The organism is Alsobacter sp. P4_H11 (assembly GCF_056400925.1).
The window spans coordinates 241,419-266,604 of record NZ_JBFUKI010000003.1 but is presented as its reverse complement, the minus strand read 5'-3'; the positions used below and the strand labels follow the sequence as shown (position 1 = coordinate 266,604).

At 69.2% G+C, this 25,186-nt stretch carries 17 protein-coding genes, 1 tRNA gene and 1 riboswitch; of the genes, 10 read left to right on the top strand and 8 right to left on the bottom strand.

The features are described 5' to 3' along the window. Positions 1-9: 9 nt before the first annotated feature. From AC1DSZ_RS06960 to AC1DSZ_RS06950, 3 genes are all read right to left on the bottom strand, one after another. Positions 10-1,044 (bottom strand): sugar ABC transporter substrate-binding protein, encoded by a 1,035-nt coding sequence (locus tag AC1DSZ_RS06960; RefSeq protein ID WP_188516278.1) that lies wholly within the window; start codon positions 1,042-1,044, stop codon positions 10-12. Between the two features lie 202 nt (positions 1,045-1,246). After that, positions 1,247-1,321, bottom strand: a tRNA-Gly gene (locus tag AC1DSZ_RS06955). Between the two features lie 43 nt (positions 1,322-1,364). Further along, on the bottom strand, positions 1,365-2,459 hold the full coding sequence (locus tag AC1DSZ_RS06950) for a 2'-deoxycytidine 5'-triphosphate deaminase (RefSeq protein ID WP_476837640.1): 1,095 nt from the start codon (positions 2,457-2,459) through the stop codon (positions 1,365-1,367). 107 nt (positions 2,460-2,566) lie between these two features. Next, a riboswitch (SAM riboswitch) is annotated at positions 2,567-2,641 on the top strand. Positions 2,642-2,693: 52 nt separating this feature from the next. Here AC1DSZ_RS06950 and AC1DSZ_RS06945 point away from each other — a divergent pair. Next, on the top strand, positions 2,694-3,890 hold the full coding sequence (locus AC1DSZ_RS06945; RefSeq protein ID WP_476837639.1) for an O-succinylhomoserine sulfhydrylase: 1,197 nt from the start codon (positions 2,694-2,696) through the stop codon (positions 3,888-3,890). Positions 3,891-4,062: 172 nt separating this feature from the next. Here the strand turns inward: AC1DSZ_RS06945 and AC1DSZ_RS06940 are convergent, their stop codons facing one another. Continuing rightward, positions 4,063-6,174, bottom strand: coding sequence for a TRAP transporter permease (locus AC1DSZ_RS06940; RefSeq protein ID WP_476837638.1), 2,112 nt, complete (start codon positions 6,172-6,174; stop codon positions 4,063-4,065). 188 nt (positions 6,175-6,362) lie between these two features. Between AC1DSZ_RS06940 and AC1DSZ_RS06935 the strand changes: the two genes are divergently transcribed. Continuing rightward, positions 6,363-8,054, top strand: a complete 1,692-nt coding sequence (locus AC1DSZ_RS06935) for an HWE histidine kinase domain-containing protein (protein ID WP_476837637.1) — start codon at positions 6,363-6,365, stop codon at positions 8,052-8,054. Between the two features lie 240 nt (positions 8,055-8,294). Next, entirely contained in the window at positions 8,295-9,062 is a 768-nt protein-coding gene (locus AC1DSZ_RS06930) for a CYTH domain-containing protein (protein ID WP_476837636.1), read from the top strand. A gap of 18 nt (positions 9,063-9,080) precedes the next feature. On the opposite strand, the gene AC1DSZ_RS06925 is transcribed toward AC1DSZ_RS06930, so the two are convergent. After that, positions 9,081-11,072 (bottom strand): HWE histidine kinase domain-containing protein, encoded by a 1,992-nt coding sequence (locus AC1DSZ_RS06925; protein WP_476837815.1) that lies wholly within the window; start codon positions 11,070-11,072, stop codon positions 9,081-9,083. Between the two features lie 339 nt (positions 11,073-11,411). On the opposite strand from AC1DSZ_RS06925, the gene AC1DSZ_RS06920 reads away from it, so the two are divergent. Then, on the top strand, positions 11,412-13,118 hold the full coding sequence (locus AC1DSZ_RS06920) for an AMP-binding protein (protein ID WP_476837635.1): 1,707 nt from the start codon (positions 11,412-11,414) through the stop codon (positions 13,116-13,118). Here AC1DSZ_RS06920 and AC1DSZ_RS06915 read toward each other — a convergent pair whose 3' ends face one another. Then, positions 13,119-14,117, bottom strand: a complete 999-nt coding sequence (locus AC1DSZ_RS06915) for a DUF2865 domain-containing protein (protein WP_476837634.1) — start codon at positions 14,115-14,117, stop codon at positions 13,119-13,121. A gap of 365 nt (positions 14,118-14,482) precedes the next feature. Between AC1DSZ_RS06915 and AC1DSZ_RS06910 the strand changes: the two genes are divergently transcribed. From AC1DSZ_RS06910 to AC1DSZ_RS06885, 6 genes are all read left to right on the top strand, one after another. Beyond that, complete coding sequence (locus tag AC1DSZ_RS06910) at positions 14,483-14,734, top strand: acyl carrier protein (RefSeq protein WP_476837814.1); 252 nt, start codon at positions 14,483-14,485, stop codon at positions 14,732-14,734. A gap of 71 nt (positions 14,735-14,805) precedes the next feature. Next, a complete protein-coding gene (locus AC1DSZ_RS06905; RefSeq protein ID WP_476837813.1) occupies positions 14,806-15,951 on the top strand; it encodes an acyl-CoA dehydrogenase family protein in 1,146 nt (381 codons plus the stop codon). Positions 15,952-15,956: 5 nt separating this feature from the next. Further along, a complete protein-coding gene (locus AC1DSZ_RS06900) occupies positions 15,957-16,865 on the top strand; it encodes an amino acid--[acyl-carrier-protein] ligase (RefSeq protein ID WP_476837633.1) in 909 nt (302 codons plus the stop codon). 47 nt (positions 16,866-16,912) lie between these two features. Continuing rightward, entirely contained in the window at positions 16,913-17,890 is a 978-nt protein-coding gene (locus AC1DSZ_RS06895) for a DUF1839 family protein (RefSeq protein ID WP_476837812.1), read from the top strand. Positions 17,891-17,946: 56 nt separating this feature from the next. After that, positions 17,947-20,364, top strand: coding sequence for a glycoside hydrolase family 2 protein (locus AC1DSZ_RS06890; protein WP_476837811.1), 2,418 nt, complete (start codon positions 17,947-17,949; stop codon positions 20,362-20,364). Further along, entirely contained in the window at positions 20,365-22,089 is a 1,725-nt protein-coding gene (locus AC1DSZ_RS06885; RefSeq protein WP_476837632.1) for a serine aminopeptidase domain-containing protein, read from the top strand. It abuts the gene before it with no gap. Between the two features lie 301 nt (positions 22,090-22,390). On the opposite strand, the gene AC1DSZ_RS06880 is transcribed toward AC1DSZ_RS06885, so the two are convergent. Next, positions 22,391-24,079, bottom strand: a complete 1,689-nt coding sequence (locus AC1DSZ_RS06880; protein ID WP_476837631.1) for a cisplatin damage response ATP-dependent DNA ligase — start codon at positions 24,077-24,079, stop codon at positions 22,391-22,393. Beyond that, positions 24,076-25,137, bottom strand: coding sequence for a ligase-associated DNA damage response exonuclease (locus AC1DSZ_RS06875; RefSeq protein WP_476837630.1), 1,062 nt, complete (start codon positions 25,135-25,137; stop codon positions 24,076-24,078). The genes AC1DSZ_RS06880 and AC1DSZ_RS06875 overlap by 4 nt, the downstream gene beginning before the upstream one ends. Positions 25,138-25,186: the final 49 nt, after the last annotated feature.

Below are 25,186 nucleotides of genomic sequence, written 5' to 3'. Positions count from 1 at the left end.
CGGCCCCCGTCAGATCAGGAACTGCTCTTCCATCCACGCCATTCCGGCCGCGTTGGCCTTGGTGACCACCGGCCCGTCCGTGATGATGTGCTTGGGGATGTCGGTTCCAGTCTTGGCCCCGTTCATCACAGCCGCAACGCCCGCGATGATCGCGCCGCCATGGATGCGGCAGGAGGGGTTGCGCACCGTCGCGAACATGCGCCCGTCGCTCACCGCCGCGATCGCGGGCGGCATGGCGTCGACGCCGCCGATCTTGATCTCGGTCCGGCCCTTGGCCTTCATGACGTTGTAGGCGGCCAGCGCCATGTCGTCGTTGTGGAAGAAGGCGGCGTCGATCTTCGGGTACTTGGTGAGATAGCTCTCCCACAGCCGCACCGCCTTGGTGACGTCCCAGTCGGCCGGCTGCGTTTCCAGCACCTCGATCTTGGGGAACTTCTTCACAACGGAGTCGAAGCCCCGCGCCCGGCCCTGCGCGCCGGTGTGCCCGAGGGCGCCCTGCGTCATGATGACCTTGCCCTCGCCCCCGATGGCGTCCACCAGCGCCTGCGTGACCGAGGCCCCCATGAACTCGTTGTCGGGCGCCAGGAAGGTGTGGACGTTGATGGAGTCCAGCGGCGCGATCAGCGTGTCCATGTCGATCACGGGCGTGCCGCCCTCGATCATCCGGTTCACGGGCGCGGTGAGCGTGCCGATGCCGAAGGCCTGGATGGCGACGAAGTCCCACTTCTGGGAGGCCATGTTGTCGATGGCGGAGCGCTGCTTCACGGCGTCGAGCTGGCCGTCGAACCAGGTTACTTCAACGTTGAAGAGCTTGCCCCAGTATTCGGCGGCCTGCTTGCCCTGGGCGCACCAGGTGGCCTGGAGGCCGGCGTTGGAGAAAGCGGCCTTGAGCGGCTTCGAGGACCGGCCCGCCTCCTTGGCCATGGCGGCCGCCATGAAGGGGCTCACCCCCATCCCGCCGAAAAGCGCCGCGGCGCCAGCCGCCGCCGCAGAGCCGAGCATCAAGCCACGCCGGGAAGCCCCGACGGAATCGTCTTGGGTCATGGTTTCCTCCACTGCGATCCGGCCTTATGCGGCCTGGTATCGAGGACTAGGCTGGCATGTCCTGAAGGCTTAGTCACGGCCCATTGCGGCTAAGTCCGCGCATGCCTCGAATGCGTCGGCGCAGGATGTGCGACACGTCCCTTTGTGCCCCGCGGCGGCACGGGGGCGATGGGGTTGATCAGACGCAATCATGAGGAGAAATTGGAGCGGGCGAAGGGAATCGAACCCTCGACATACAGCTTGGGAAGCTGTCGTTCTACCACTGAACTACGCCCGCGCGCCCGCCCTTATAGGGCGGAATCGGCGCGCCCCGCAAGGCGCTAGCCGCCCTTGAAATGCTTGGAAAGCTTGAGGCCCTGGGCCTGGTAGTTGGAGCCCAGCCCCGAGCCGTAGAGCGCCGCCGGGCGCTCGGCCATGCGCTCATAGACGAGGCGTCCGACGATCTGGCCGTCCTCCAGGATGAACGGCACGTCGCGCGAGCGCACCTCCAGCACGGCGCGGCTGCCGGCGCCGCCCGCGCCCGCATGGCCGAAGCCGGGATCGAAGAAGCCCGCATAATGCACGCGGAACTCGCCCACGAGCGGATCGAAGGGCGTCATCTCGGCCGCGTAGTCGGGCGGCACGTGAACGGCTTCCTTGGAGGCCAGGATATAGAACTGGCCCGGATCGAGGATCAGCTCGCCCTCGCCCTTGAGATGGAGCGGGTCCCAGTAGTCCTCGACCGCCCGCGCCCCCACTGCATCGACATCGACGAGGCCGGTGTAGCGCTTCGCCCGGTAGCCGACGAGCCGGTCCGGGCCGAAGCCGACGAGGTCGACGCTCACCGCCACGCCGTTCTGGATGGAGGGCTCGGCCGAGGTCACCAGCCGGTCGCGCGCGTGCAGGGCCGCGAGCTCTGCGTCGTCCAGCCTCACCGCGCCGGACCGGAACCGCACCTGCGACAGGCGCGAGCCGGTGCGCACCAGCACCGGGAAGGTGCGGGGCGAGATTTCGAGGTAGAGCGGCCCCTTGTAGCCGGCCGAGATCTGGTCGAATTCGGTCGCCCCGTTGGCGATCACCCGCGTGAACACGTCCAGCCGCCCGGTGGAGCTCTTCGGGTTCGCGCCCGCCGCGATGTCGTCCGGCAGATCGAGGCTTTCGCCCAATTCGGCGATGTAGACCGCCCCGGTCTCCAGCACGGCGCCGCGCGTCAGGTCGATCTCGTGGAACGAGAGCTGCGCGATGCGCTCCTCGACGCTGGTCTTCAGCCCGGGCAGGAAGCTGGCCCGCACCCGGAAGGCGCGCCGGCCGAGGCGGAGGTCCAGGCTCGCGGGCTGGATCTGCCCGGCCGCGAGCGGCGCATCCGTGCGGATATGTCCAGCCGAGACGAGCGCCTCGATGGCCTGCGAGGGAAGAATGCCGGGCTTGCGGGTCAAGGCTGGGTCCTGGCGCGAGCGCCCCAAGGGGCTTTCCCATCCACTAGCGCATCGCAGGCCCGGCGCAAACAACCGTTGACCACGGCGGCGGCGCAGGCGTAAGCAGGTGTGGACATCGTGGTCTTTGTGCCGGCCGGCTTGCATCCACGTAAAAAATGCTAAAAGGCCGGGGCGACGCATGTCCGGCCCGGTCTTTTATGATCCGGCCGGATTTTTTGTGTCCGGAGATCGGTCATGCCCGACGACAGCCGCTTTGAAACCGCCAACCTGCACGCCGACACGCTGCTGGTGCATGGCGGCGGCATGCGATCGTCCTTCGGCGAGATGTCCGAGGCGTTGTTTCTTACCCAGGGCTTCGCCTACGACACCATGGAGGCCGCCGAGGCCCGCTTCAACGGCGAGGATCCGGGCTTCATCTACTCGCGCTTCTCCAACCCCACGGTGGCGATGTTCGAGAGCCGCATGGCGCTGCTGGAAGGCGCCGAGGCGGCGCGCGCCACCGCGAGCGGCATGGCGGCCGTGACGGCGGCCCTCATGGGCCTCGTGAAAGCCGGCGACCATGTGGTGGCCGCCAAGGCGCTGTTCGGCTCCTGTCGCTACGTCGTCGAGGATCTGCTGCCGCGCTTCGGCGTCGCGTCGACGCTGGTGGACGGAACCGATCTCGCGCAATGGCGCGCCGCGGCCCGGCCCAACACCAAAGTGTTCTTTCTCGAGAGCCCCACTAACCCGACGCTCGAGATCATCGACATCGAGGCCGTGGCCGGGATCGCGCATGCGGCTGGCGCGAAGCTCGTGGTCGACAACGTGCTGGCGACGCCGATCTACCAGAAGCCGCTGCGGCTCGGGGCCGATTGCGTCGTGTACTCCGCCACCAAGCACATCGACGGGCAGGGGCGATGTCTCGGCGGCGTGATCCTGGGCTCGGCCGCCTTCATCAACGACAATGTCCACAATCTCCTGCGCCAGACCGGCCCGGCCCTGTCGCCCTTCAACGCCTGGGTGCTGCTGAAAGGTCTGGAGACGCTGCCCCTGCGGGTCGCCCGTCAGGCGCATACGGCGGCGCTCGTGGCCGACCAGCTTTCGCGGCTCCCGGGGATCGGCAAGGTGCTTTATCCGGGCCGCGCCGACCATCCGCAGCACGGGCTGGCCCAGCGCCAGATGGGCAGCGGCGGCACCATGGTGGCGTTCGAGGTGACGGGCGGCAAGGCCGGCGCCTTTGCGTTCGGAAACCGGCTGCGGATCGTCAAGATCTCCAACAATCTCGGCGACGCCAAGACCATCGTCACCCACCCGGCCACCACCACGCACCAGCGCCTGACGCGCGAGGCCCGCGAGGAGCTCGGCATCACCGAAGGCCTTCTGCGGCTATCCGTGGGGCTGGAACACCCCGAGGACCTGCTGGCCGATTTCGCCCAGGCCGCGCGGGGGTAGGGCGGCGGCCTTCGGCGCCAGGCACGCAGGCGCTTGGCTTCCTCTCCGTCATCCCCGGCGGCGCGAAGCGCCGGGAAGGGGATCCAGGGGTGAGCGCCTTTGCCCCTGGATCCCCTTCCCGACCTGCTGCGCAGGTCGCCGGGGATGACGGTGGATGAACTGCGAGAGGCGCTCAGGCCGCCGCACTCTGCAGCTTCGCTCCACGCGTCACGTTCAAGGCGATCACCACCAGCCCGAGCACGAAGCCCATCGTGTCGCTGTAGGAGAAATCGCTGATCAGCAGGGCGGCCGAGAGCCCGGCCAGCACACGCTCCATCAGGTTCGTACGCACCTTCAGGAAGCCGATGGCCGCGATGCCCGACATGGCGATCACCATCATGGCCTTGGTGAACACCACCGCGACCTCGACCCAGTAGCCGTAGGCCGCCGCAATGGCCCCGCCGTTCTGCAGCATCAGCGAGGGCTCGTAGACGGCCATGAACGGGATCAGGAAGCCCGCGAGCGCGATGCGGGTCGCCTGCCAGCCGATGGCGTCGGGCGACGCCTTGGCGATCGGCGCGGCCGCCAGCGCGGCCAGCGCCACCGGCGGCGTCAGGTCGGCGATGATGCCGTAGTAAAACACGAACATGTGGCTGACGATCAGCGGCACGCCGAGCTGCAGCAGGGCGGGAGCAGCCAGCGACGCCGTGATGATGTAGGTCGGGATCGTCGGAAGCCCCGTGCCCAGGATGATGGACGTCACCATCACGAGCACCAGCGAGGCGAACAGCGACGCCTTGCCGAAGGACACGATGTAGCTGCCCAGGATGGTGGCCGAGCCGGTGAGCGTCAGCGTGCCGATCACGACGCCCACGATCGCGCAGGCGAGGCCGACCGGAAGCGCCTGCCGGGCGCCGTCCGCCAGCGCGTCGCGGCACATGGCCAGCGTCTCGCGGCCGCCGCGGCTCAGGAGGTTGACGACGACCAGCGCCGCCACGAGGCCGACCAGCACGAGCACGCCGAACTTCAGGAACGAGGCTGTCAGCAGGCCGATCACGATCCAGAATGCGACGCGGAACGCCTGCGAGCCGAGCCCCAGCGCCACCGTGGCGCCGAGGATCATCACCACCGTCAGCGCAAGCCCGACCGAGCCGGCGAACAGCGGCGTGAAGCCGTGCATCAGCATGTAGATCAGCAGCGCGAGCGGCAGCACGAGGTGCCATTGCCGCTTCAGCGCCGCGAGCGGGCTCGGCAGCTCCGACCGCGGCATGCCGCGCAGGTTCTCCTTGCCGGCTTCCAGATGCACCATCCAGAACGCCGAGGCGAAATACAGGATGGCCGGGATGATGGCCGCCTTGACGATCTCGGCGTAGGGCACGCCGATGTTCTCGGCCATGATGAACGCCACCGCACCCATCACGGGCGGCATGATCTGCCCGCCCATGGAGGCCGTCGCCTCGACGCCGCCCGCGAAGGACGACTTGTAGCCGAACTTCTTCATCAGCGGGATCGTGAACTGGCCCACCGTCACCACGTTGGCGACGCCCGAGCCCGAGATCGTCCCCATGAAGGCGGAGGACACCACCGCCACCTTGGCGGCGCCGCCCTTGGCCCAGCCGACCAGGCCGAGCGCCACGTCGTTGAAGAGCTGGATCATGCCGGCGCGCTCCAGAAAGGCGCCGAACAGCACGAACAGGAAGATGTAGGTCGCCGAGACACCCGTCGGCGTGCCGTAGATGCCCTCAGTGCCAAACGACATCTGCTCGACGATCTGGTCCAGGCTGTAGCCGCGGTGGTCCAGCGGGGCGGGGAGCAGGTGGCCGAACATGCCGTAGGCCAGGAACGCGAGGCAGATCAGCGGCAGCGCCGCGCCCATCAGCATCCACGCCACCGCAAAGAGGATCACCAGCGTGGTGACGCCGACGACGAAGTCCGCCGTGGTGAGTTCGCCGGCGCGGTTCACGAGGTCGATAAAGAAGACCCAGTGATATAGCCCCGCCGCGAAGCCGATGAGCGCCACGGCCCAGCCCAGCAGCTTCAGGGCGGAGTTGGGGGCCTTGTGGTTGGCGATGAGAGCGCCGCCGACCAGCACGAGGAAGCCGACATGCACGGACCGCAGCACCTGCGCGGGCAGGATGGCGTAGACCGCGGTGGCGATCTGGAAAACCGAGAACGCGAGCGCGATCCAGAACACGAGTCGCGCCGACCAGCCTTCGCCCCAGCCTGCCGGCAGGCCGTGCTCGATCTCCATTTCGGTGAGGCTCGTGGTCGCAGGGTGGTGATGCGTATCGGCGGCCGTGCTCATTTCTCGTCCCTGCGCCTGTTTTTGAATCGCTCGTTGGCGGCACTAAAGCACTGCGCGGCCTGCATGGAAACGCCGATGGTCGCATTGGCGCCCTGGCGGCGCGCCAGCGCTCCGGAGAGAGGCGGGGGGTGGACAGCTGCAGCGCCCGTGCTTCATTGTCACAACCTCTGATATAGGCCGGGGGGCATATGACGGTGCGGTGGAGGCCGCTGGGCAAAGGCGCATCCCTGCGGCTGCGGCTGCTGGCCCTCTCGGTGGCGGCGCTTCTGCCGGGCTTCCTCGTCCTGGGCTACACGCAGTTTCAGATCGATCGCTCGCGGAAAGCCGAGATCCTCGATCTTGCGACGCGGAGCGCCGTTCTGGCGTCGTCCGAGCTCGACCGCATCATCTCTGGCGTTCAGAACCTGCTCGTAGCCGTGTCGCGGGCCGAAGGCGTCCGCGACATGGCCGATCCGGGATGCTCGTCCTACCTCGCCGCTCTCCAGCCGGACTTGCCGCACCTGATCGGGCTGACTGTGATCGACACGGCCGGACGGTTTCGCTGCGGCTCGACGCCTCCGCCCGAAAACGCCTTTTATGGCGATCGCGCGTATTTCCGGGACGCCCTGCGCCACAGCGGCATCGTGCTGGGGCAGTACACGGTGGGCCGGTTCTCCGGGAAACCCGTCCTGCCAGTGGCGCTGGCCATGCGAGACTCCGCAAAGACGCCGACGGGGGTCGTGGTGGCGGCGATCGATCTCGCGTGGCTTGGCGATGTGATCAGGGACAGGGGCGTCCCGCCCGGCGGCTCGCTGACGGTGGCGGACGTCAACGGCGCCATCCTGGTTCGGCAGCCTTTGCCTGAGCGCTTCGTCGGCGCGAAGATCCCGGATCCCTTCCTGCGGCTCGTGAAGGCGTCGGCTCCGGGCGCCGAAGTGATCGACAGCCAGGACGGCACCTCGCGCGTGCTGGGCTACGTGCCGGTCGTCGACCCGCTCTCGGACCTCTACGTGAGCGCCGGGCTGTCCACCGAGGTGAGCTTCGGGACCGTGAGCCGCGCGGCCCGCTTGGGCGGCCTTCTCGCCGCATTTGGCGCGATCGCCACGCTCGGAGCGACCTGGCTCGCGGGGCGGAGGTTCTTCGTGCGGCCGGTCGAGGCCGTGACCACGACTTTGCGGCGCTGGCGCGATGGCGACAGAACCGCCCGCACGGGGTTCAGCGCCCGGCATGGCGAAATCGGCGAACTCGGCGCCGAGCTGGACCGCATGATGGACGAGATCGTGCGGTCTCAGGACCAGCGGGAGCTTCTCGCCGGGGAGCTCGCCCACCGGGTCAAGAACACGCTCGCGACCGTGCACGCCATCGCGGCCAGCACGTTGAACAAGTCGAGCCCGGGACGCGAGATCCTGCCGGACTATCTCGCGCGGATCGCCGCCCTGGCGCGCACGCACGACGTGCTCACCTCCGAGCGCTGGGAAAGCGCGGAGCTGCACGCGCTGATCCGCGCCGTCACCGGCCCGCTGGTGGTCGACCACGAGAGCCGGGTGGCGCTGGCCGGCGCGCCCCTGCATCTGCGGCCCTCCGAGGTGCTCGGCATGACGATGGTGCTGCATGAGTTGTGCACCAACGCATTAAAGTATGGCGCTCTTTCGGTTCCGGACGGCAGCGTGTCGATCACGTGGGCGACCGCACCGGCGGTGTCGGGCCCGACACTGACGCTGACATGGCGCGAGCGCGGTGGGCCGCCCGTGGCCGCGCCTGGGTCGCGCCCCGGATTCGGCACGCGCCTGATGGCTCGGGCCTTCGGCGACGTCGGCGAAGTCAGGGTCGATTTCGAGCCTGATGGCGTGGTGTGCCGGATCGACCTCGAGATCGCCGAGACCGCCAAGGACGCCGCGTAGTTCGCTCGCGCCCACAAGCGGCCTATCAACGATCAACAAACAAACTCGCATGTTGTGGAATATCAAGCTGAAGCGTTACAGCTGAATACGCTGCCTTTTAGGTTGATATGGCCCACGACGGGTGCGGAATACGACCAAGAACCATTGAGCGAATTGACGAATCCGGTTCGGTCGCGCAGTGTTGCTGTCGAAAGCGGACCCGCCTGGGCCTCCTGCGTTGTGTTTGAAGAGGAGAAGGCCATGAAATCGAATCGTCGATTTCTTGTCTCGCCGGCGCTCGCGCGGCTCGCCCGCAAGGAGCGCGGCATCTCTGACCGTTCGGTCATAGGCTACTTCCCCGGCCAGTCCGACCGTCAGCAGGCGGTGGAGATCGGCCAGCAGAGCAGCACGCTGGTGCTGATCACCCGCGATGGCGAAGGCCCCTCCAACGAGGAGCGTTTCGACGTTCCCCGTCGGCATGCGGAGGCGCTGCTGGAATCCTGCGCGGCGCGCATCGGTTTCGAGCGGACCCGCATGGATGCGGGCGGCCGCATGGTGCAGCTCACCCGGCTGCTCACGTCCCAGCCCGTGGAGCTGATCGACGTCGAGTTCGCCGAAGGCGAGGACGTGTCGCGGTTCTGGCCTCCGGCCTGGTTCGGGCCGGAAGTGACCGAGGACGAGACCTGGAGCGACCGCTCGCTGGCCATGGAGGGTCTGCCCAACAAGTCGACCCCGCAGGCCAACGAAACCGCGCTGAGCGCTTTCCTGGACGACATCGAGGGCATCGGCGCGTTGCAGCGCTTCGCGACCCGCGACGGCGAACGCCGCCCGACTGCCCCGGAGCGCCCGGCGCCGGCGGAGCGCTCGACGGCCGCTTCCGAGCGTTCCGGCACGGAGCGACCCGCCGCGGAACGCACCGCGCCGGAGCGTCCCGCCTCGGAGCGCTCGGCCGCAGAGCGCCGTGAAGCGCGGTCGCCCAACGTAGTGGCGGCTCCCTTCGCGCCGCGCACGGCCGGCGCCGAGGCCTGAGGTCTCCGGTCGTCCCGCCTAGCGCGCGATGGCGGCGAGCGGGATCGTCGCCGTGAGGTGATACCCGCCGTCGCTGAACGCCGTTTCGTAGCGTCCGCCCATCTCGTTCTCGATGCAGAGCCGCACCAGCCGGCTGCCGAACCCCGTGCCGGTCTCCGCGCCAGGGTCGCGGGCGCCGGTCTCCCGCCAGTCGAGCTGGATCGCCTTGCCGGCGTCGATTTCGGACCAGCACACCGCCAGGGCTCCGGTGGGGCGCGACAGTCCGCCATATTTGGTGGCGTTGGTGGCGAGCTCGTGCAGCGTCAACGACAGCGACACTACCGAGCGCGGCCCGACGCGGATCCGCGGGCCGCTCAGCGCCGTGCGGGTGAAATCGGGCCCGTCATTCGCCTGGAGCGAGGTGCGCAGCACGGCTTCGAGAGTTGAACCCCGCCACTCCGACTCGCTCAGCAGCTCGTGCGAGCGCGCCAGCGCCATGATGCGGCCCGTGAGGGCGTCGCGGAATTGCTTTGGCGAGGACGTCGAGTTCAGCGTCTGGTGCACGAGGGATTGCACCACCGCGAGAGTGTTCTTCACCCGGTGATTCAGTTCGGCGATCAGCAGCGCCTGATGCTCGGAGGCGCGCCGCTCCTCGGTGACGTCCAGCACCACCCTCACCGCATACGCGAACGCGCCATCCGAGCAGACGGCCGCGCTGAACACGCGACCCCACCGCAACTCGCCATCCAGGCGGCGGAACCGCTTCTCGACCACATAGGCGGGGCGGGCGCGGTCGCGTTGCTGGGCGAAGTTGAGGAGGTCATCCCGCAGGTCGTCCTCGTCGCTCAACTCCTGGAAGCGCCGCCCGATCATGTCCTCGCGCTCACGGCCCGTGATGCGGCACAGCGCGTCGTTCACCGCGATGAAGCGGCCGTCGCGATCGATCTCGCCGATGCCGACGCTGGCGTTCTCGTAGGTGGCGCGCAGCCGCCGCTCTCCGTCCTCGGCCGAACGCAGGGCGAGGTCGCGCTGGGCGGCCCGCATCTTGAGTTCGTCCGCGGTGGTCATCAGGGCGGCCGAAATTTCCTGCACCTCGGCGATGGACGATGTGGCCGGCCAGGCCGGAGCCTCGGAGGTGAGCGTCGCAGCCGCGGACGCCACCGCCTGGATGGGGCGCGAGAGCCGGCGCCCGTACGCGAACGCAAAGGCGAGCGAGCCTGCCAGGCCGAGCCCCGTGAGCGCCGCGACGCCGCCCAACGCCTTGCGCAGGGGAGCCTCGAGCGAAGCCCTGGTCACCGAAACGGAGACGCGCCAAGGCGCATGTACGGTGCGCTCCGACAGCGTGAGCACGTCCGCGCGGTCCAGCGTCACGCCGCTCCACATGGTCTTGCCGGCCGCCGCATTGGCCTGGAACGCCGCCGAGGCCGTTGATCCGACATACCGCTCCGGCTGGCGCGAGCGCGCCACGACCTTGCTCGCGCCGTCCGTCACCGAGACGATCCAGTCAGGCGGCATGTCGGCAAGCTTCAGCGCCGCCGTGATCGCGTTCGGTTGCGCCGCGACGTTGATGGTATGGTCGGTTCGCCCGTTCACGGTGATCGGCACCACCACCATCACGAACTGCGTTTTGGTCATCACGCCTGTGAACAGGTTCGTGATGGTCGGCGCGCCGCTCGCCATCGCCCTGTCGGCCGCGTCACGGATCGCCGGGTCGTTGCCGATCGGGAGCGGCGCGCCCCAGGGCGCCTCGGTGTTGAACGCCAGCTTGCCGTCCGCCGCGCGCACGGTGATCACCGGGCTGCGCCCCGGCAGGATTTTCTGCGCCTGGGCGTGCAAGGTCGCGAAGTCGCCGGCGGCTACGGCCGGCGATGTCGCGAGCGCCTGCAGCGACGCGACAAGAAACTCGAACTCCCGGTCGAGATTGCGCGCCAGCGAACGTGCGATCTGCTGCGCATGATCTTCGAGCCGCGCCCGCTCGGCTTCGGCGAGGCCGATGGACGCGATCAACCCCGCCAACGCGATCGGGATCACGATCGCCAAGCCGAAAATCGCGAGATGAACCGCAATGGAAAATCGTCGGCGGAGAAAATTCGGCCTCGTCATCGCACCCGGTCCTGGATCAGCATCGCGTGCAAGGGGAAGCCGACGCAATCAGGGACATCATAGCTTGAGCAAACCTGCTAGCAAATTTGATGGGCGCCGGTTTGATGTCCACTTTGCGATCGGTCGGGATCTCTCCGGGCGCCAGATCCGCTCGCAATTTCGGGAGATCGTCGGGTAAGCTTCAGGGCTTCCCATGGGTCGCAAAGATAGTTTAATTATGAACCATCTGGCGCAAAAAGCCGGAGTGAACATCTGAGGGAGGACGTCATGGTCGAAACCGCGCGGGCGATGGCGAGCCTCAAACTTCCGTGGCTCGACCATTACCCGCCCAATGTTCCGGCCACGATCGACGTGGAGGCGGTCGGGACGCTCGTCGACATGTTCCGCGACAGCGTGCGCAACTTCAATGGGCGCCCGGCGGTCGAGAGCTTCGGCGTCCGCCTCAGCTACGGCCAGCTCGGCGTGTTTTCCGACGCCATCGCGTCCTGGTTGCAGTCCAACGGCGCGCGCAAGGGCGACCGCATCGCCATCATGATGCCGAACGTGGCGGCCTATCCGCCCACCTTGTTCGGCGTGCTCCTTGCCGGCTGCGCGGTGGTCAACGTCAACCCGCTCTACACCCCGCGCGAGCTCGCGCACCAGCTCAACGACTCGGGCGCGACGGTGCTGTTCGTTCTGGAGAATTTCGCCCACACGGTGGAGCAGGCCCTTCCGTCTACGAAGCTCCAGCGCGTCGTCGTTGTCCGCCCGGGCGATCTGCTCGGTCTCAAGGGCAAGATCGTCGACATCGTCTCGCGCTACGTGAAAAAGGCCGTCGCGCCCTTCAAGCTGCCCACCATGACGCCCTTCGCGGAGGTCGTGGCCACCGGCAAGGCGCGCGCGCTGCAACCCGTCGCGGTGGAGCCCGGCGACGTCGCCTTCCTGCAGTACACGGGCGGAACGACCGGCGTCTCCAAGGGCGCCACCCTGCTGCACCGGAACATCGCCGCCAACGTGGCGCAATGCGACGCCTGGATGCGGCCCTTCATGCGCGGCGACGACCAGATCATGGTCACGGCGCTGCCGCTCTATCATATCTTCGCCCTCACGGCCTGCTGCATGTTCATGTGCCGCATCGGCGCTTGCCAGCTTCTGATCACCAACCCGCGCGACATTCCGGGACTGATCAAGACGCTGAAATCGCGGCCGTTTACCTGCATGGTGATGGTCAACACCCTCTACAACGCGTTGTTGAACCATCCCGACATCAAGACGGTCGACTTCTCCCACATGGCGTTTTCGGTGTCGGGCGGCATGGCCACCCAGCAGGCCGTCGCCAAGGCCTGGAAGGCGCTCACCGGCAAGCCGATCGTGGAAGGCTACGGCCTGTCCGAGACGTCGCCCGTGGTTTGCGCCAACCCGCTCGACCTGCAGGAATTCTCCGGCACGATCGGATACCCGGTGCCCTCCACCGAGGTGTCGATCCGCGGATCCGACGGCCAGGAATGCGCGACCGGCATCCCGGGCGAGCTCTGCATCAAGGGCCCGCAGGTGATGGCGGGCTACTGGAACCGCCCCGACGAGACCGCCAAGGTGACAACAGCCGACGGCTTCTTCCGGTCCGGCGACATCGGCGTCCTGCAGGCGGACGGCCAGGTGCGGCTTGTGGACCGCATCAAGGACATGGTGCTCGTGTCCGGGTTCAACGTGTACCCGAACGAGGTCGAGGATGTTCTGGCCTCCCACCCCGGCGTGCTCGAATCCGCCGTGATCGGGGTGCCGGACGAGCACTCGGGCGAGGCCGTGGTCGCCTATGTGGTCAAGAAGGACCACGCCGTCACGGCCGAGGCGATCCGGGCCTACTGCAAGGAAAACCTGACGCCCTACAAGGTCCCGCGCCGCATCGAGTTCGTGGACGCCCTGCCCAAGACGAATGTCGGCAAGGTGCTGCGCCGCGCCCTGCGTGACGGTGTCGCCGACAAGGCCGCCGGCTGATCAGCGCACGAACGGCGAGGACAGCACGACCCGCGCCGGCGCGATCGCGGCGACGGACGTCGCGGCGACCGACGTCGCGGCCACAGGCGTCGCGGCGGCCCGCGCCGCAGCGCTTTTCGCGACGGCGCTGCTGCTGATCGCCGCTGGCGCAGCCACTGCGGCCGGTGCGAGCGCGGCCGAGCGGGACGCCACCACGACGATGCTGATCGGTTCGCGCGCGCTGGCGTATTCAAATCCGGAGTTCCTGGCGATCTCGCGCCGGAACGAGAAGCCGAGCAGCCGGTCGGCGTCGCGCTGGTCGGCCTTGCGGGCTTCGCCGGAGCCCTGGATGTCGCGCAGCTGCGACGTCCTGATCGGCCCGTCGCGACGGACCGAACCGGTGAACAGCGCCGCGCTCTGCTCGTTCACGATGATATCGCCGCTCTTCAGGGTCGGATCGGCCAGGAGCCGCTTCGCCCATTCCGCATAGGAGCCGGGTTTCTGGCAGCCGCAGGCCGGGATGCTGGCCTTGCGATACGCGAAGGCGCTGGGCAGGTCCTTGTACAGCCGGCCGGTGACCCCGACCGCGAGGCTCATGTCCTCGCCGCGGCTGCGAAACACCTCCATCTGCGTACCCGGGCACACGAAGGAGCACATCTCGGCGTCGCTCTTTCCGTCCTGCGCCTTGGCGCCCAGCGGAAAATAAAAGCCGTCGCAGGCGCGCACGCAAAAGCCCGCACCGCCCGAATGGACCGAAACGACGCGCGCCGCGCCCTCGCGGGTCGGGGCGTCCACCCGGGTCAACGCCCGCCGTTCCGACATGCGCCTGGAAGACGGAACCTCCCAGGCCGGAATGGAGACGGGTGGAAGCGGGGCGTAAGCGCGGACCTGCGGGTGCGAAGGCGCCCCACCGAACAACATCTCGAAAAGCCCGGCCGCTTGCGCGGGGCCGACCAACGCGCCGCCAATCCACGCGGCGGCGGCAAGGACGAGGGACGGTACGAAACGACGACGCTGCACGCACAAAGCTCCCGCAAAACTGATTCCGATGTGGCACACGCCCCACGGCTGCGCAGCCTTTACCAAATGTTAACCCTAACGGCTATGCCCCCGATCATGCGCGCAAAAATTGCAAAGCGCATTGGGACACGCGAGGTCGCCACGAGGATCTCGGGATTTTGTTCAAAGGCGGGACGCAGCCGCCGAACCGAGGTCCCGGATCAGAACGAAGCTTTCCGGAATGGATCGCTTCGAAACGGCGGAAGGCAACGCGGGGCTCGTTAACGCTGGCGGGAAGAAGTCTCGCGGCCGCAACAACCGGGAATTGTATCGCGCGCATTGTGCCGCGCGACCGACGAGAAGGGCGGAGAACCATGAGCGAGGCGATCAGGAACACCATCGTGGCCATCATCGCGGAGGCAGGCCGTCTCCCGGTCGCGGCCGAAACGCTGACCGACGACGCCGATCTCTATCAGGCCGGGCTCACCTCCTTCGCTTCCGTGCAGCTGATGCTCGCCATCGAGGACCGCTTCGGAGTCGAGTTCCCGGACCGCTATCTCAACCGCCGCTCCTTCGCCAGCATCGCGTCCATCCGCGCCGTGGTGAGCGAACTCCTGACCGAAAGGGAGGCGGCCTGATGGGTTATCAAAGCCCCTCGGCCCTGCTCGAATCCGCTCTCCCGGATGACGAGCAGCGCAGGCTCGGCCTGATGCTCCGCGCCCGCCGCGTGGCCGACATCGCGGCCCGGCACGCTGACGCGGTGGACCGCGCCGCGCGCTTCCCCGCCGAGGCGGTCGCCGCCATGCGGTCCGAAGGCCTTTTCGGTCTCATGATCCCGGTCGAGTTCGGCGGCGACGGAGCGACGCTCGCCGAGACGGCCGCCATTTGCGGCGTCCTGGCCCAGGGCTGCTCGTCCGCCGCGATGATCTTCGCCATGCACCAGATCAAGGCGTCCAGCCTGATCACGCACGGCATGGACAGCCCCTGGCACCGCTCATTCATGCGGCGCGTCGCGACCGAGCAACTGCTGATCGCCTCCGCGACCACGGAAGCCGGCATCGGCGGCGACCTGCGCAACTCCATCTGCGCGATCGAGCAGGACGGTGGGCTTTTCCGGCTCGGCAAGGACGCGAGCGTGATCAGCTACGGCCCGCAGGCCGACGCCATCATGGTGACGGCCCGCCGCAACCCGGATGCGCCCTCGTCCGACCAGATGATGGCCGTGTTCGCGAAGGACCAGTACACGCTGGAGCAGACCGGCGGATGGGACACGCTCGGAATGCGCGGCACCTGCTCGGCGGGCTTCCGCTTCGAGGGCGCTGCCCCGGTGGAGCAGATCCTCCCCAAGCCCTTCGCCGAGATCGCGGCCCAATCCATGCTGGTCCACTCGCACCTCCTCTGGGGCGCGGTGTGGCAGGGCATCGCCGGCGCGGCGCTCTCGCGGGCCCAGGCCTTCGTGCGCGCCGACGCGCGCCGCCGGCCGGACGTGACTCCCCCCGGGGCGCTGCATCTCGCGGAGGCGGTCGGCAAGCTCCAGTCGCTCCAGTCCACCTTGGCGAGCGCCCTGCGCCGCTACGAGCGCGCCCGGCACGACGGGGACGAGCTCTCCTCGATGGGGTTCGCGGTGGCGATCAACACCGTGAAGCTGGTCGCATCGCGCACGGCCGTGGAGGTCTGCCAGGCCGCCATGCAGATCGCCGGCATCCAGGGCTACCGCAACGACGGGCCCTACAGCATCGGCCGCTTCCTCCGCGACGCCATGTCGGCGCCGCTCATGATCAGCAACGACCGCATCGCCGGGAACACAGCCACCATGCTGCTGGTGTCCCGCCTCGAAACCGATTTGGCAGGGTGAACCCGATGGACGCACAAGTCGCATTGATCGATCAGCTCTTCGACGCCGGCCTGCTCATCGAGACGGGGGTGGATGGGCTGTATGGCCGCAGCGGCCAATTCGAGGACGTGATCGCCCGCTTCGACGCGCTGATCACCTCCTTTGGCCGCGAGGACAACGCCGAGATCATCCGCTTCCCGCCGGGCATGAACCGCGCCCATTTCGAGAAGAGCGGCTACCTGAAGAGCTTTCCCCAGCTCGCCGGCACCGTGCATTGCTTCTGCGGCGACGACGGCGCGCATGCCGACCTGCTGCAGTGCCTGGGCGAGGGCAAGGACTGGTCCGCCAAGCAGGAAATGTCCGACGTCGTGCTGACGCCGGCGGCCTGCTACCCGCTCTACCCGATGGCGGCCAAGCGCGGCGCGCTGCCCGAGCAGGGCCGCCTCTTCGACCTCATGTCCTACTGCTTCCGCCACGAACCCTCGCGCGACCCCGCCCGCATGCAGATGTTCCGCATGCGCGAATATGTCCGAATGGGCACGCAGGCCGAAGTGCTGGCCTTCCGCGAGACCTGGCTGCAGCGCGGGCGCGACCTGATCTCGATGCTCGAACTGCCCTTCGAGGTCGACGTCGCAAACGACCCGTTCTTTGGCCGCGCCGGCCGCATGATGAAGAACAGCCAGCGTGACCAGGGGCTCAAGTTCGAGTTGCTGGTGCCGGTGAACAGCACCGTGTCGCCGACCGCCTGTCTGAGCTTCAACTACCACCAGGATCATTTCGGCCAGACCTGGGGCCTCAAGACCGCCGCCGGCGAGGTCGCCCATACGGCGTGCGTGGGCTTCGGCATGGAGCGGGTCGCGCTGGCGCTGTTCCGCCACCACGGCGTCGACGTCCAGGCCTGGCCGCGCTCGCTGCGCCGCGTGCTGTGGGGCTGAGAATGTCGGCGGTGGACTTCGCCCCCAGGCCGGCCTCGGCCCGCCCCCTGCGCGCCGTTGGCCCGGTTGTGGCCGGCGCGGGCGCAACCCGGCAGGCGCTGCACGATCCGCAGCGCAGCTGGCCCGAGACCAACTGCTCGGTGGACCTCTGGATCGAGCTCCTGGGCGCGCTGCGCCTGGAGCCCGCGGCCGCCATGGCGTTCACGGTGACGCAGGACTTCGAGGGCGACCAGTTCACGTTCTTCAAGATCCCGACAGACGATCTCGAGCGCCTCTACGGCGTGACCCTGCAGGAGCTGTCGGTTTTCGACCGCCTGGAGGACCACGTCGCCGAGCAGCTCCGGCGCGGCCGGATCGTGCTCGTGGAAGTCGACGGTTTCTGGCTGCCCGACACGCAGGGCGTCTCCTACCGGAGCGAGCACACCAAGACGACGGTCGGGATCAACCAGATCGACGAGGCGAACCGGACGCTCGGCTATTTCCACAACGCCGGCGTGTTCACGCTTTCCGGCGAGGATTTCGACGGCGTGTTCGGCCGCCTGCCGGGCCAGCGTACAGACGCGGCGCTGTTTCCCTATGCCGAGTTCGTGAAGCTCGACCGCGCCCCGCTCGGCCCGGAGCGGCTGCGCGCTGCCGCCAAGGATCTGCTCTACCGCCACCTCGAACGCGCGCCGGCCGCCAATCCGATCGAAGCCTGGCGAGAGCGCATCACCGCGCAGATGCAGGCCGTAGCCGACCGCGAGCCCGCCTTCTTCCACAAGGTCGCGTTCAACACCGCCCGCCAGCTCGGCGCGAATTTCGAGCTGCTGGCGAGCTTCCTCGACTGGCTCGCGCCGGGCGAGGCCGCCTACGCGGCCGAGCGTGACGCCGCCGGGCGCATCGCCACGGGAGCCAAGAGCCTCCAATTCAACATGGCCCGTGCTGTAGCGCGCCGGCGGTTCGATGCGCTGCCGCCGCTGCTGGATCCGCTCGCGGCCGACTGGAACGCCTGCGTGCCGGCGCTCGCCGCCAAGCTGGGCGTCTGACCGTGGCGCGCTGGTCGTCCTCCGCCGAGATCGCCGAGCCCGTCGCCGGCTGGCAGATGGCCATCATGCCGGCCGGCTCGGCGACGACGCCCGGCGAGCTCGCTGGACACCTCGCATGGCTCGCGGCCCCGGTTCCGGGCACGGCCGCCGGGGCGCTTGCGGCTGACGGCCGCTGGAGCTTCGACCAGCCTGTCGCGCTGCACGACAAGGACGTCTGGTGCCGGGCCTCGATCCAGGGGCATGGCCGCGAAACACTGCGGTTTGATGGCCTCGCCACACTGGCCGAAGTCTGGCTGGACGACGACCGTATCCTCGTCTCGGACAGCATGTTCCTCGCCCACGAGGTTGAGGTGACGCTGTCCGGCGCCCACGCGCTCACGATCGCGTTCAGGGCCATCGCCTCCAAGGCTTCCGCATCCCGCCCGCGTCCGCGCTGGCGCTCGGCCATGATCGCGGGCGACGGCCTGCGCCATCTGCGCACGACGCTGCTGGGCCACATGCCGGGCTGGTGCCCGCCTGTCGATATCGTCGGCCCGTGGCGGCCGATCAGCCGCGTGCGGCACACTGCCGACCTGCGCATCCAGTCGGTCGACCTGTGCGCCGAGCGGATAGGGGAGGGCGGCGTGGTCCGCGTCTCGCTCGATCTCGCGGGCGCCGAGGACGGAGCGCCCGCCATTCTGTCCTGCGCGGGCGCCGAGGCCCGCCTACGCCGGGGCTCGTCCGGTCGCCTCGAAGGCGAACTCCACCTTGCCGACGTCGATCCCTGGATGCCCAACGGCTATGGCGCCCAGCCGCTCTACCCCGTGCGGGCGCGCATCGGCGAAGCGGTGCTCGATCTCGGCCGCGTCGGTTTCCGCACGCTCGCGGTGGACCGCGGCCCTGACGGCAAGGGCTTCGGCCTGGTCGTGAACGGCCAGGCGGTGTTCTGCCGCGGAGCGTGCTGGACGCCGCTGGACATCGTGACCCTGAACGCCTCGCCCGATGCGCTGCGAGAAGCGCTCACGCAACTGCGCGACGCCGGCTTCACCATGCTGCGCGTCAGCGGCGTGACCGTGTACGAGACGGACGCCTTCTATGCGCTCTGCGACGAACTCGGCCTGCTGGTGTGGCAGGACTTCATGTTCGCCAATCTCGACTACCCCGTCGCCGACCCGGCCTTCGCGGCGAGCGTCGCCGAGGAGGCGCGGCAGTTCCTGTCCCGCACCCAAGCCTCGCCCTCCATCGCGGTGCTGTGCGGCGGCAGCGAGATCGCCCAGCAGGCCGCCATGCTGGGCTACCCGCCCGAAGCCTGGTCCGGCCCGCTCACGGGCGAGATCCTGCCCGCCGCCGTCGCGGCGCTCCGGCCGGATGTGCCCTATGTCGAAGGATCGCCCTGGGGCGGTGACCTGCCCTTCGCGGCCGACGAGGGCGTCACCCACTACTACGGCGTCGGCGCCTATCGCCGTCCGCTGGAGGACGCACGGCGCGCCCATGTGCGCTTCGCCTCCGAGTGCCTGGCCTTCGCCAATGTGCCCGAGAGCGTGACGCTCGATCGGCATCTGCCCGTGCCGGCCGTCCACGATCCGCGTTGGAAGGCGCGAACCCCGCGCGACGTCGGCGCCGCGTGGGACTTCGAGGACGTCCGCGACCATTATCTCGGCCTGCTCTATGGCGTGGACCCGACGCGCCTGCGCGCCGAGGACCCCGAGCGCTACCTCGCTCTCTCCCGCGCGACCACGGCCGAAGTCATGGAGGCGACCTTCGCCGAATGGCGCCGGCCCGGCTCTCCCACCCGGGGCGGCCTGGTCTGGTTTTTGCGGGACCTGTGGCCCGGCGCCGGCTGGGGCGTCATCGACGCGACCGGCGAGCCGAAATCCGCATTCTGGGCCCTGAAGCGCGCATTTCGCCCCGTGCAGCTCACGATGACGGACGAAGGCGTCAACGGGCTCGCGCTGCACCTCGTCAACGACACGCCGCGCCCGGTGGACGCCATCCTGCGCTTCGCCTGCCTCCGCGACGGAGCGACGCCCGTGGCGCGCGGCGAACGCGCGGTGACGTTGTCCCCCGGCTCCGGCCAGACGCTCAGCTCGGCCGCTCTGCTCGGCTCGTTCTTCGACGTCACCTACGCATATCGCTTCGGCCCACCGGCCCACGATAGTTGCGTGGCGACCCTCGCGGATGCGGCGACCGGCCGGGTGCTGGCCGAGGCCTTCCATTTTCCCCAGGGGCGTGGCGCGGCCCGCGTTCCCGTGGCGCTCTCCGTGCAGGTGGACCGCGATCGCGACGGCTGGTCGCTTCTGGTCGCCGCCGATCGCCTCGCCCAGTCGGTGCACATCGTCGACGACGCGTTCAGCCCCGACGACAACTGGTTTCACCTCCCGCCCGGACGCGACAAGCGCATCCGCCTCCGGCCGCGCGGCGCCGCCGACGCAACGCCTGCGGGACGCGTCACGGCCGTGAACGCCCTGGCCTCCTTCCCGTATCGGACCGCCTAGATGCTTCCGCTCGCTTTCGGCTCCTGCGCGGGCTGGCTCCATCGCCCCGCCTCCGCGCCATCCTCGCGCGGCGTCGTGCTCTGCGCCGCTCACGGCTTCGAGGAACTCGGCGCCCGCCACGCCTGGCGCCTGCTGGCCGACGAGATCGCGGCCGCCGGCCTTCCGACGCTGCGCTTCGACTATCCCGGCGTCGCTGACTCGCTGGGCCGGGACTCCGATCCGGATCGCGTGGCGGCCTGGCTCAAGTCCATCGGCGACGCCGTCTCGACGCTGCGGCGCGAGGCCGGAGTGCGCGAGGTCTACCTCGTCGGCCTGCGCCTCGGCGCGCTGCTGGCCGCCCATGCGGCTTCGCGCAAGGATATCGCCGGCCTCGCCCTGCTTGCGCCGCCGTTGTCGGGCCGCGCCTATGGGCGAGAGATGGCGGCTTTGTCGTCCCTGCTGGCGCCGCCCGGCGTCAGCTCCGTTGTCGAGGACGAACCCGTCGACGGTGTCGAAACCGCCGGCTTCCTCCTCTCGACCGCGACGATCAATGCTTTGAAATCCCTGGATTGGCGCGGCGCGCCGGCCTCGCCCACGTGTCGGGTGCTGATCGCAGCCGAGAATGGCGCGCCGTCCGTCGCCGCCGCGCTCGGGTCCGCCGGCGCCGCCATCGAGGCGCTCCCGTTCGACGGGCAGGCGGCGCTGTTGCGGGATCCCACCACCTCGGCGGTTCCAAGCCGGGACTGGCGAGCCCTCACGGGGTGGCTCGCCGACGGCGCTCAGCCCGCGAAGCCGCGCCTGCCGCGCGTCGCCCCGCCGACGCTGCTGGCGGGCGACGGCTTCACGGAGGAATTCGTCGCCTTCGGGCCGGGCGGGTTACTGCCCGGCGTGCTCACCCAGCCGCGCGGGCCCGCGCTCGGCCGTCCCGTTCTGCTCGTCGTCAACGCCGGCGGAAACCCGCACATCGGTTGGGCGCGACAGACGGTGGACCTCTGCCGCCGGGTCGCGCTCGGCGGCGTCGCAGCGTTGCGCATGGATCTACTCGGCCTCGGCGACGCGCCCGAGCCGACGGATGGCCGTGACCGCGTCCACTACGCGGACCAGTCCCACGCCGACGTGGTCGCGGCGCTCGATTGGCTGGAGGCGCGCGGCTTCGGCCCGGTCACGCTGGCCGGACAGTGCAGCGGCGCCTACCGGGCGTTCCACACCGCCATCGCCGACCCGCGGGTGGCCGGGCTCGTGATGCTCAACAACCAGGTCTTCAGCTGGCGCGAGGGCCTGTCGCTCGAAGCCGCCATGCGCCACAGCTACCGGGCGACCGGCTTCTACCTCGCCAGGATCGCCGACGGCGAGGTCTGGCGCCGCATCCTCTCCGGGGACGTCAAGGTGGCCGGCATCGCGGGCGAACTTGCCCGCCGCGGCTGGCGCGCCGCACGCTCCAGACTGGCGCGCCGCCGCCGGGCTGTCGCCGAGTCGAACCCGGTGCGCGACGGCTTTGAAGCGCTGTCCGCGCGCGGCTGCCGGGTGCTCCTCGCCTACAGCGAGGACGATGGCGGCCGGGACGAACTCGCCCGCCACATGGGACCGGGCGGCCGCGACGCCGCGGTGCTGCCGGGGGTGTCCCTGTGCATCATCCCGGGCGCGGACCACAACCTCACCCCCCGCCACGCCCGCGACGCCTATGCGCGCGCCGTAGAGGCGTTCCTCGCGGGAGCCCAAGCGGACGAGCGCTCGGTGGCGGCGTGAAGGCTGGCCCTCCACTCCTCCCTGCGTTCGTCGTGCTGGAGACACGAGCCGGTGCTCACGAGTCCCCTCATCCTGAGGAGCGTCGCCTCTTGGCGATGCGTCTCGAAGGACGAGGGACTCCAGCAAGCTCCATCGTCTTGCAATCTGGACCCCTCGTCCTTCGAGACGCAGGCCCAAGAGGGCCTGCTCCTCAGGATGAGGGTGATGAGTGTTGCAACAGCCGTTCTCTCGAGGCGGCGTACACAGCCTTTAAGCTTCTCTTCACAAACAACCCAGGGCGCTACAACGCGGCGCCGACCCTCTAAGCCGGCGTCTCCTCCGCCTCGCCCTCACGCTGAAGCAGCCGCTCCAGAATCTCGATCCTGTCCGCCTCGGCGGGCGGCTTGTCCCAGCGGATGCGTGACACGCGAGGGAAGCGCATCGCGACGCCGGATTTGTGCCGCGTCGAGCGGTTGAGGCCCTCGAACGCGATCTCGAGAACCAGCCCCTTGTCGGGCTCGTGCGTGACCTCGCGCACAGGGCCGAAGCGGTTCACGGTGTTGCGGCGGACGAAGCGGTCGAGTTCGGCCAGCTCCGCGTCCGTGAAGCCGAAATAGGCCTTGCCGACCGGCACGAGCTCGTCGCCCGCCGCGCCCTCGCGCCAGACTCCGAACGTGTAGTCCGAATAAAACGACGAGCGCTTGCCGTGGCCCCGCTGAGCGTACATCAGCACGGCGTCCACCACGTGCGGATCATGTTTCCATTTGTACCAGAGCCCCTTGGGCCGCCCCGGCACATAGGGGCTGTCGGCCCGCTTGATCATGCAGCCTTCCACGGCTGCGGCGTCTACGCCCGCGCCCGCCTCGGCCGGATTGGCGCGCGCGGCGGCCAGATCCTCCCAGGTCTCGAAGGGGATCAGCCGCGAGATGTCGAAGCGGGGGTTCTCCAGGCTGCCCAGCATGGCCTCAAGCCGCTCGCGCCGCTCGCTGAAGGGCAGGGGGCGAAGGTCCTCGCCGCCCCAGTGCAGAAGATCGTAGGCCCGCACATGGGCAGGGAACTCCACCAGCATCTTGGGCGACACGCTTTGCCGGTTGAGCCGTTGCTGCAGCACGTTGAAGGTCTGGACGCGCCCCTCGCGCAGCACCAGCAACTCGCCATCAATCGCGCCGTCGAAGTCGATCGCCTCCACGAGGTCCGGGAAGCTCTTGGAGATATCCTCGCCCGTGCGGGAAAACAGGCGCTGCACGCGCCGGCCATCCGGCCGGGTCCCGCCCACGACCTGCACGCGGATGCCGTCCCACTTCCACTCCGCCGTCATCACGCGGGCGTCGAGGCTGTCGAAATCCTTGTCGTCGATGGGGTGCGCCAGCATGGGCGGCCGGAACGGGGCGGGGTCGGTCGCCTCCGGCCGGGGACTGCGCCCCTCCACCCAGGCGAACAGGGTCTCGTAAGGCGGCTCCAGCCCGTGCCAGACCTCCTCGATGTCGTTGGGCTCGAGGTCGCCCAGAGCCGCCACGGCGCTCTTGGCCAGCCGCGCCGACACGCCGATGCGCAGGCTGCCGGTGATGAGCTTCAACAAGGCCCAGCGGCCGGTCTCGTCCAGCCCGTCGAGCCAGCGAGACAGGAGGCCGGGCAGGTCCGACCGGTGGCTCGCCTGCAGGCTCTCGATCACCTCGGCGAGGCTCGGCGGCGGCCGATTGTGCCCGATCGCGGGCTGCCCCGGCTCATGCGCCTCGCGCGGGCTCGGCCAGAGCAGCGCCACCGTCTCGGAGAGGTCGCCGACATAGTCGTAGCTCATGCCAAACAGCACCGGATCGGTGCGCTCGGCGATCAGGGCGCGGATCAGGCCCGGCTTGGCGTTGGCGAAGGACAGGCCGCCCGCCAGAGCGGCCAGCGCGAAGCCGCGCTCGGGATCGGGCGTGGTCCGGAAATACTCTGTCATCAGCCGCAGCTTGTTGTTGCGGCCGGGCTCGTAGCCGAGGCGGTCCAGCAGTTCGGCGAAGCGGTTCACGACGCTGCCTCAACGACCGCGGGCGCGTCGGCGGGGCCGGCCGTATCGGGCTCGACCTCCCCCTCGTCGCCATAGCCCAACATGTGCAGCGGCTTCGCCCGGATGCCGCGCGACGTGCACCAGTGCACCAGCGCGTCTTCCTGGCCGTGCGTGACCCAGACCTCGCCCGCACCGGTGTCCAGGATGGTGCGGCACAAGTCGTCCCAGTCGGAGTGGTCCGACACCACGAGCGGCAGCTCCACGCCTTTCTGGCGGGCGCGGGCGCGCACCCGCATCCAGCCGGACGCAAAGGCCGTCACCGGATCCGGGAACTTGCGCGCCCACAAATCCTGGGTGGCGCTGGGTGGGCAGATCACGATCGCGCCGCCGAGCTTCGGCCGCTCGGCGGCCTGCACTTTCCGGATCTCGCCCAGCGGCACGCCGCTCTGCTGGTAGAACTCGGTCAGCCGCTCCATCGCGCCATGCACGTAGATCGGCTGGTCGTAGCCGGCCTCCCGGATCAACGCCATCAAGCGTTGCGCCTTGCCGAGCGCATAGGCGCCGACGATATGGGCGCGCTCGGGAAAGAGCCGGACCGAGGCGAGCAGCTTGGCGACCTCGTCGCGCGTGTCGGGATGGCGGAACACCGGCAGGCCGAAGGTAGCCTCGGTGATGAACACGTCGCAGGGCACCACCTCGAACGGCGCGCAGGTGGGATCGCGGGCGCGCTTGTAGTCGCCGGACGCGACGATGCGCAGCCCCTCGCATTCCAGGGCGATTTGGGCCGAGCCGAGCACGTGGCCGGCCGGGTGGTAGCTCACCTTCACGCCGTTGAGGTCAACGGTCTCGCCGAGCCGGACCGCCTGCGTGTAGCCGGCGAAGTCGACCCCGTAGCGCACCGCCATGATGGCCAGCGTCTCGGGCGTGGCCAGCACGGCCTCGTGGCCGGCGCGTGCGTGGTCCGAATGCCCGTGCGTGATCAGCGCCCGCCGGACGGGGCGCACCGGATCGATGTGGGCGTCCGCCTGGGGGCAGTAGAGGCCGGACGGGGTGAGGGTGAGCAACTCGGAGGGGCGCATGCCCGACTATGTAGGGTTGCGCCCCCGCGACGGCGAGCGTTGGCGCGGG